At 63.6% G+C, this 6693-nt stretch carries 9 protein-coding genes; 2 read left to right on the top strand and 7 right to left on the bottom strand.

Annotation, left to right across the window (positions count from 1 at the left end; translation table 11 throughout):
* Window positions 1-349: DUF4880 domain-containing protein (locus tag G1E_RS11240; protein ID WP_256220439.1), on the top strand; the 349-nt coding region annotated here is incomplete at its 5' end.
* Window positions 350-406: 57 nt separating this feature from the next.
* On the opposite strand, the gene G1E_RS11235 is transcribed toward G1E_RS11240, so the two are convergent.
* From G1E_RS11235 to G1E_RS11220, 4 genes are read right to left on the bottom strand one after another with little or no spacing between them, the layout of a single operon-like run.
* Window positions 407-1138: an amino acid ABC transporter ATP-binding protein gene (locus G1E_RS11235; RefSeq protein ID WP_009686366.1), complete on the bottom strand. Its 732-nt coding sequence runs from the start codon at window positions 1136-1138 to the stop codon at window positions 407-409.
* A complete protein-coding gene (locus G1E_RS11230) occupies window positions 1125-1772 on the bottom strand; it encodes an amino acid ABC transporter permease (protein WP_009686365.1) in 648 nt (215 codons plus the stop codon). Before G1E_RS11230 ends, G1E_RS11235 begins: the two co-directional genes overlap by 14 nt.
* Window positions 1773-2438, bottom strand: coding sequence for an amino acid ABC transporter permease (locus tag G1E_RS11225; protein ID WP_009686364.1), 666 nt, complete (start codon window positions 2436-2438; stop codon window positions 1773-1775). It abuts the gene before it with no gap.
* 23 nt (window positions 2439-2461) lie between these two features.
* Window positions 2462-3247, bottom strand: coding sequence for a transporter substrate-binding domain-containing protein (locus tag G1E_RS11220; RefSeq protein WP_009686363.1), 786 nt, complete (start codon window positions 3245-3247; stop codon window positions 2462-2464).
* Between the two features lie 259 nt (window positions 3248-3506).
* On the opposite strand from G1E_RS11220, the gene G1E_RS11215 reads away from it, so the two are divergent.
* Window positions 3507-4199, top strand: a complete 693-nt coding sequence (locus G1E_RS11215) for a FadR/GntR family transcriptional regulator (RefSeq protein WP_029887434.1) — start codon at window positions 3507-3509, stop codon at window positions 4197-4199.
* A gap of 15 nt (window positions 4200-4214) precedes the next feature.
* On the opposite strand, the gene G1E_RS11210 is transcribed toward G1E_RS11215, so the two are convergent.
* The 3 genes from G1E_RS11210 to G1E_RS30200 all read right to left on the bottom strand — a co-directional run bounded on the left by G1E_RS11210 (window position 4215) and on the right by G1E_RS30200 (window position 6629).
* Window positions 4215-4943 carry a PA1136 family autoinducer-binding transcriptional regulator gene (locus tag G1E_RS11210; protein WP_009686361.1) on the bottom strand — a complete coding sequence of 243 codons (729 nt, stop codon included), beginning with the start codon at window positions 4941-4943 and terminating at the stop codon, window positions 4215-4217.
* Window positions 4940-5812, bottom strand: coding sequence for a glyoxalase III HchA (gene hchA, locus G1E_RS11205; RefSeq protein WP_009686360.1), 873 nt, complete (start codon window positions 5810-5812; stop codon window positions 4940-4942). Before hchA ends, G1E_RS11210 begins: the two co-directional genes overlap by 4 nt.
* A gap of 103 nt (window positions 5813-5915) precedes the next feature.
* A complete protein-coding gene (locus G1E_RS30200) occupies window positions 5916-6629 on the bottom strand; it encodes a methyl-accepting chemotaxis protein (protein ID WP_370593751.1) in 714 nt (237 codons plus the stop codon).
* Between the last annotated feature and the right edge of the window lie 64 nt (window positions 6630-6693).

Raw genomic sequence — 6693 nt, 5'->3', positions numbered from 1 at the left:
CCTGCCACTGGCCACTGTCGAACGCAACATGGACCAGGCCCTGATGGCCGGGCGCCCGCGCCGGGACGTGCTGGCAAGCGTGGCCAGCCAATGGTACGTGCGCTTGCAGAGCCCCCAGGTGACCGCATGCGAGCGCATCGACTTCCGCCGCTGGCTGGACGCAGATGCCGCGAACTTGCAGGCGTTTCACCAAACGGAATTACGCTGGCGCAGCCTGCTGGGGCCGGCGCGCCAGCTTGGCCAGGATGGTTGGTACCGGCAAGGCCGGGCGGCGCTGTCGCTAGGCGGCTGCTCGGTAGCGGTCGGGGCTGGGCTGGCGGCGTTACTGGTGTGGGCATGGTGCAGCTGATGCCCGCTGCCGGTTCACTTCAGGCCCGCCGCCGCAGCCCCTCTGAAGCCTGCCCCCTCAGCCCATTACGCTGCCAATGAAATTCGCCAGCTCCGCCGTACGCGGCGCGGCGAATACATCACGTGGGTGACCGGTTTCGTGAACCTTGCCGTGGTGCATGAACACCAGCTTGTCACCCACTTCCCGGGCAAAGCGCATTTCATGGGTCACCATGATCAAGGTCATGCCTTCCTTGGCCAATTGCCGCACAACGCCGAGCACTTCGTTGACCAGTTCCGGGTCGAGCGCCGAGGTGATCTCGTCGCACAGCAAAACCTTGGGCGACATCGCCAGGGCGCGGGCGATAGCCACCCGTTGCTGCTGCCCGCCAGAAAGGCGGTCCGGGTAGGCGTCGAACTTGTCGCCCAGGCCAACCCTGGCCAGCATTTGCTCAGCCAGTTGGCGGGCCTGGGCCTTGCTCGTCTTCTTCACCACCTGCGGCGCGAGCATGACGTTCTCGCCGACCGTCAGGTGCGGGAACAGGTTGAACTGCTGGAACACCATGCCGACTTTCTGCCGCAGCGTGCGCAGGTCGGCGCGCGCGGCATCCAGGTACTCGCCATCCACTTCGATCACGCCGTCACTGATCGACTCCAGGCCGTTGAGCGTACGCAGAAAGGTACTTTTGCCGGAACCGCTACGGCCGATGATGGCGACCACTTCACCCTCTTCGATGCTCAGGTCTACGCCCTTGAGCACGTGGTTGTCGCCATAGTACTTGTGCAACGCGGACACTCTAAGCAGGGGCATGCAGCCTCCTTTCCAGGTAACGGGCGCTCAGCGAGAGCGGGTAGCAGAGCATGAAATAACCCACGGCCACCAAGCCGTAGATCAGGAAGGGCTCGAAGGTGGCGTTGGCGAGCATGCCGCCGGTCTTGGTCAGCTCGGTAAAGCCGATGATCGAAGTCACCGCCGTGCCTTTGACCACCTGCACCGAGAAGCCAACGGTAGGTGCCACGGCAATCCGCAGCGCCTGGGGCAGGATCACGTAACGCATCTGCTCCAGCCGGGTCATGGCCAGGCTGCCGGAGGCTTCCCACTGGCCACGTGGAATAGCCTCGACGCAGCCGCGCCAGGTTTCGGCGAGAAAGGCACTGGTGAACAACGTCAAGGCGATGGCCGCCGCCATCCAGGCCGAAATATCGACGCCGAACAGGGCAATGCCGAAAAACACCATGAACAACTGCATCAGCAGTGGCGTGCCCTGAAACAGCTCGATATAGCCCTTGGCGGCCCCGCGCAGCACGAAGTTGTCAGAGAGGCGCGCCAGCAGCACCAGCAGGCCGGCGACGCCACCGCAGATGAACGCCACCAGCGACAGCAGCAGGGTCCACTGCATGCCAACCAGCAAGTTGCGGACGATGTCCCATAAGGTGAACTCCATTCATCGTCTCCCCATCAGAAAGCGCTGCCCGAACCACAGCAGCAGCTGGCGCACCGCGATGGCCATGATCAGGTACAGGCCCGTGGTCAGCAGGTAAGTCTCGAACGCCCGGAAATTGCGCGACTGAATGAAATTGGCTGCAAACGACAACTCTTCGGTGGCAATCTGCGAACAAACCGCCGAGCCCAGCATGACGATCACGATCTGGCTCGACAGGGCCGGCCAAACTTTGGCCAGCGCCGGTTGCAGGACCACATGGCGAAACGCCTCGGCGCGGCTCATGGCCAGTGCCGCCGCAGCCTCCAGTTGCCCTTTGGGAATGGCCTGGATACCGGCGCGGATGATTTCGGTGGAATAGGCCCCCAGGTTGATCACCATGGCCAGCACCGCGGCTTGCCATTCCGTCAGGCGCACCCCCAACGCGGGCAAGCCAAAGAAGATGAAGAACAGCTGCACGATGAAGGGCGTGTTACGGATCAGTTCCACGTACACGCCGAACAGCACATCGAACGGTTTGAGCCGCCAGGCACGCGCCACAGCGCCAAGTACGCCCAGGGCTACCCCGAACAGGGTGCCCACTGCGGTCAGCTGGAGCGTGAACAACGCCCCCTTGAGCAGCAGGTCGCCTTGGGCCAACACGGGCGCGAAATCGAATTGATAGGCCATCAGTCAGCGAATCCAGGGGCAGTTCAGAGGTCGGCCGGCAATGGTTGCTTCAACCATTTTTCAGCATTGCGGTTGAGGCTGCCGTCTGCCTTGGCGGCATCGAGGGTGGCATTGACCTTGGCCAGCAAGGCAGGCTCCTGCTTGGCCAGCCCGACGTACACGGGCGAGTCCTTGAGCTTGACCTTCATCACCGGCACCTTGGCCGGGTTCTTCTCGGCGATGACAGCCATCACCACGCTGCCGCTGGCAATCAGTTCAACCTGGCCAGACAGGTACGCTGCGATGGTGGAGTTATTGTCCTCGAACCGCTTGATGACCGCGCCTTTGGGGGCAACCGCTGTCAGTTCCATGTCCTCGATCGAGCCGCGGGTCACACTGATGGTCTTGCCGGCAATGGCACCGATGTCGCTGATCGACGTCTGCTCCGGGCCGAACACGGCCAGGTAGAACGGCGCATAAGGGCGGGAGAAATCTATCACGGCTTCGCGCTCGGCATTCTTGCCCAGGCTGGAGATCACCAGGTCGACCTTGCCCGTGGTGAGGAACGGGATGCGGTTGGTGCTGTTGACGGGCGTGAGGGCCAGCTTGACGCCCAGCTTGTCCGCCAACAACTGCGCCGTGTCGATGTCCAGGCCGCGGGGCTTGAGGTCGGGGCCGACCGAGCCGAACGGTGGAAAGTCCTGAGGCACGGCCACTTTGAGCACACCACGGGCAGTGATGTCGGCCAGGGCGTCGGCCTGGGCCTGGGCAGCGCCCAGTGCGCCACCACACAGCAGCGTCGCCAGCAACAGGGAGCGGATGTTTTTCATGGGAAAGCCTCGGGGTATGCAGAAGGTCGTTAGCGCTCAAACTGCACAGCCCGTGCCAGCATTGGCGCCTGGCCCCGGAAAAGCCCGGGGCATGCGGCTGTTCGCGGTCTTACTGGTCTGAACAGTCAGCCCACCAGCGATGGCCGTGCCCCGCTTTCGTGCAGCCTGCCCTGCACTTGCGCCAGCACGGAGCGAGGCTTGCCAGACACCCGGTAAAGCCTTTACAAAGCGCAGACCGCTTCCCAACTGGTCTGAACAGATGCTAGACACGCTCCCCCGCGCCGTTCCGGAAATAGCCTTGCAGGCCATTCGCAAGCTGATCGAGGCAGGCGACTATCAACCCGGCGATGCCCTACCCTCGCAACGCGACCTGGCCGAGCAGTTGGGCATCAGCCGTGCGTCACTGCGCGAAGCACTGTCGTCGTTGAGTGCGCTGGGGCTGGTGAGCGTGCAACCGGGCAAGGGCGTTTTCGTGCAGGCGCCCTCCGCCCCCCCGGCGGCCACGTTCTCATGGCCATACGCCGAACAGGTATCGGCGGTGGACACCTTCCAGTTGCGCTATGCCTTGGAGGGGTTCGCGGCAGGCCTGGCTGCCCTGTACCTGACCGGTGCGGATATCGATGCGCTGGAGGCGAATGTCGAGGCGATGCGCCAGGAGCTGCGTGCCGGCCGTTTCGACGCCGCCGCCCGCCTCGACTACGCCTTCCACCGGCGCCTGCTGGAGGCCAGCGGCAACCTGGCGATGCTGCAGGTGATCACCGCCAGCCAGGACATTTTCCTGGAAAGCCAGAAACTGCCCTTCATTCGCCCCGAGCGGGCCATGGAAACCTGGCAAGAACACCGCAAGATCCTGCGCCAGCTGGCCCGTGGCAACCAGGCCGGTGCACAGCGTGCCATGCAGGAGCATATCCGCAATGCGGCTGCCCGTACCGGTGTGGTATTTGCGGCCTGAAACCCGGCCACTGCCCTATTCCGGGCGGCTGCCCAACTCGCCATTGTGCAGGGCGATCTTGATCGCCTGAGCCGTGGTTGCCACACCCAGCCGCCGCCGCGCCGCACGCAGGTGGTTCTCGACGGTGCGTTCCGACAAGCCAAGGGTTGCAGCTATATCGGCTTGCCGGCTTCCGGCAGCGGTCCAGCGCAGTACTTCCCGCTCCCGCGCCGAAAGTTGCGTGGCACTCGCCGCCAGGGGCGGTTGGAGCAAACGGCGGGCGGTATGGAAGGCGGCGGTAGCGACCATGGCCAGCATCAGGCGCGCCTCAGGGCTGCTATCGATGCGCGCCCCGCCCAGGCTCATCGCACCTTCCAGCCCCTGCGGCCCGAATACCGGCAACTGTAAACCGTGGACACCCGCGCCTGCCGGCCGCCGCACCACCCGGTAACGCTCGCCCTTTTCATCACAGGTCTTGGTCCAGAAAAACGGCGCCCGCGCTTCGAGGACATGCCGGGTGACCGGGCAACGCGTGAGGTAGGTCCTGGCGTCGATCGCTTGCCCATCTCCCCACCAGTCGCCCTCCACCCAGTACACCCGGTCGATCAGCGCATCTGCGACTGCGCGCACCGAAAAGAGCACGAAGCGGTCGTAGCCCAAGCGCATGGCAAAGGGGCGCAGCGCATCCTGGACACCCGCCAGCGTCGTGGCACGTTCCACCGCCAGGGCCACCTGCATCGCCACTTCGGCTACGCCGCAGGTCATCGCCCAGACGTTTCTTTCAACAAGGCGGCCGCGGCCAGCTTGCCAAGGTTGTTGCCCGCAAGCGGGCTGTCGCCGGTGAGCAACTTGCGGTCTTGGTACACCTTGCCAGTAATGTCCTGGTTGATGATCTCTACCCCCAAGGCCTGCAGCTTCTCACCAAACTTCCAGGTCAGGTGCCCCGGCATGTAGCCGATATCCGGGGTTTGCGCATCCAGCGCGTCAGGGAACGCACAGATCTTGTAGCCGCTGAACCTGTAGTTTTCCGCCGTTTTACCCATGCCCGCGGCCAACAGTGCCGCGGGGCCATGGCACAGCGAAATGATGAATTTATCGTGGTCGGCCGCCCACTCCAGCACCTGTTTGACCTCGCTGCTTTCCGGCAAGCCGATCAGCGCACCGTGCCCCCCGGGAATGAACACGCCGATGTAGTCGGAGTCATCACCCAAGCCCTTGACGACCTCTGCCAGCTTCAGCGGCTGCCTGAATGACGCCTGGTACTTGCGGTAAAACGCTTGTACCTCCTGGTCTTCCGAGGGCATGGCCCAGAATTCGAACTTGACCGGGTTGCCCGACACCGTGGCGATATCGAAAGCGAAGCCCGCCTTGTCCATGTGGTACATGGGCAACAAGGTTTCTACCGGGTGGTTGCCTGTCGAGAAGAGGGTGCCATTGGCAGTTTGCAGGTAGCGCTCATCGGCACCGATGACCAGAACCTTCCAGCGGCCACCTTTGTACGCACCAGGGTACTCGGCATCGCTCAGGTCAGAGGTGGGCGAAGTGTATTGGTTCAACGAATACGGTGAGGGGAAAAACGCGCCCACCTCAGCAGGGTCTGGGGTTGGGCGTTTGTCTTCGGCTGCAGTGGTCATCGCGTACTCCTCGATAAAGGTTGACGTCGATGACCATCCTAGGCCCCGCCCCACGTTCCAGCAATGCGGGTTTTCCCTTAATGGCGCGCTACCTCAGGCCGGGTCAGAGCTGAAACCGGCGTACCTGCCCCTGCAGTGAATTGCCCAAACCGGCCAACTCCAGGCTGGCCGTGCTGGTCTGTTCGCTGGCGGTTTGCGCCTGTTCGGTAATGTCGCGTACGTTCAGCACATTACGATTGATTTCTTCGGCGACGGCACCCTGCTGTTCGGCAGCCGCCGCGATTTGCTGGGTCATGCCCTGAATGCCGCCGATGCTGTGGGTGATGTTCTCCAGCGCAATACCTGCATCGCGGGCCAGTTGCACGCTCTCGCCGGTCAGGCCGCGGCTGGTTTCCATGCGCTGCACGGCTTGCAGCGTGCCCGCGCGCAGGGCTGCGATCAGTTGTTCGATGTCTTCGGTTGAGCGCTGGGTGCGCTGCGCCAGGGCACGCACTTCGTCCGCTACCACGGCAAAGCCACGGCCGGCCTCGCCTGCACGCGCGGCCTCGATCGCCGCGTTCAATGCCAGCAGGTTGGTTTGTTCGGCCACCGCCTTGATCACGTCGAGCATACTGCCAATGCGCCCGCTTTCTTCAGCCAGCGTGCTCACCGCTGCGCTGGTCAGCTCCACCTCGGCAGACAGGTTTTCGATGCGCGCAATTGCGCTTTTGACGATGTCGCCGCCACTGACAGCATCCTGCGCCGCCTGGTTGACCGAGCGCGCGGTTTCGACCGCGTTGCGGGCCACATCCTGCACCGAGGTGGTCATTTCGTGCATGGCCGCAGCCACCTGCTCGGTTTCCTGCATCTGCTCGGTAGCGCCTGCCTGCGTCTGCCGGGTA

This window comes from Pseudomonas sp. TJI-51, assembly GCF_000190455.2.
Lineage (GTDB): Bacteria > Pseudomonadota > Gammaproteobacteria > Pseudomonadales > Pseudomonadaceae > Aquipseudomonas > Aquipseudomonas juntendi.
This window is presented reverse-complemented; position numbering and strand designations above follow the sequence as displayed.